The sequence below is a fragment of the Budvicia aquatica DSM 5075 = ATCC 35567 genome (assembly GCF_000427805.1).
GTDB classification, from domain to species: Bacteria; Pseudomonadota; Gammaproteobacteria; order Enterobacterales; family Enterobacteriaceae; genus Budvicia; species Budvicia aquatica.
In genome coordinates, this window is sequence record NZ_ATYS01000125.1 from 1 (window position 1) to 1,279 (window position 1,279).

The window sequence follows — 1,279 nt, forward strand, 5'->3', positions numbered from 1 at the left end:
ACGCCTCTGACTGATGATCGTCAGAGGCGTTTATTATTCCCCTCACATTATTTTTTTGCTTATTCTGTTGAGAACTACTCAAACCCACTGAGACGACAGTCTAGTTTAAAGTGAAAAAACCACCCGAAGGTGGTACGTATACAAAAGTAGGGAGTGGACCCATTCACCGCATACAAAGAAAAAAAGTGTTATTTTTAAACTTTCATTATTTGATAAATGACCTTGGCTTGAGCGAATGATGATGAGGGAATTCGCACTATAACACCATGTGGATCTCAACCAAGGTCAACCATATGCCAACCGCTCGACTTTATTTCAATTTCATCGTCAACGGGCGTATACTCATCAGTCATTGATTGGCCGATTTTTTGCAACCTTTTGCGAATGTATTTAATCTAAAGAATGACCATGAAACCACACGACATCAATATAAACGCAAAATCGCGGCAGGTTAGGAAAAACTTGTTAGCCGCGCTCGGTCGACTCTGCACAATAAAATATTCTGCCGTAAACGGTGAGGTCGATATCCAGGGTGATCTCAGCGATGATATTCTGAGACAAATAGCGCCAACGACCAACGATGTGGCCGTCGCGCTGATAGATTTGAACGTTTATCAAACCCGCTACCAGTTGCTTCAACTGGCAGAAGAAGGTGTTGTACTTAAAACCGGCGTGAGCAAAGGCCGGCCAATACATTGGTGGCTCATCGGGGCAGATAAAAATACCTGACTGCCGCCCCTTGTCAGTGGTCCGAAGTCCTCGGATTGGGATCTCTGCGTTTCATTCTCAACCAGTAGGCGTGAATACGCGAGTAGTCGCTTGTTTGGCACCGGAAAATAATTAAAGCGTCGTAATCGGATATCGGACAACGCACATTGACGCAAGAGATTGGTTCGGCATCACACAGAACCCGTTAGTCGGTGAAGGTGTTTTCTGGGAAGGGTAACACCCCTGATGGCGCCCGTCTCACCGTCCTGTTACGTTACAAAGACGACAACGCACACATTGCGGCATTCGCACTGGCGTTTAATGACCCGTCATAGGGGTTCAGTGCAACGTAAGTCCCCGCGGTTTCCCCGCCAATATAGTAACCAGAGCGACCACTACTCCATGACCCAAGAAGATTACCCCACTCCCCATACATAGTTGCAGGTCCATACGGATTGGGACCGACACCTTTTATATCTAAGTATTGTGCCACCGCCCATCCGTTGTAAGTGCAGCGATAAATTGAATCTCTCAAATTCCAAGTCCCCCCGCGACCCAACGGCATAAACCA

2 protein-coding genes are annotated in these 1,279 nt (G+C 46.8%); one reads left to right on the top strand and one right to left on the bottom strand.

Translation table 11 applies throughout. The features are described from left to right. Positions 1-408 precede the first annotated feature (408 nt). Positions 409-729 carry a FaeA/PapI family transcriptional regulator gene (locus YWE_RS32115; RefSeq protein WP_029096211.1) on the top strand — a complete coding sequence of 107 codons (321 nt, stop codon included), beginning with the start codon at positions 409-411 and terminating at the stop codon, positions 727-729. A gap of 253 nt (positions 730-982) precedes the next feature. Here YWE_RS32115 and YWE_RS28275 read toward each other — a convergent pair. Continuing rightward, the coding region (locus YWE_RS28275) for a hypothetical protein (protein ID WP_211231047.1) at positions 983-1,279 on the bottom strand (297 nt) is incomplete at its 5' end.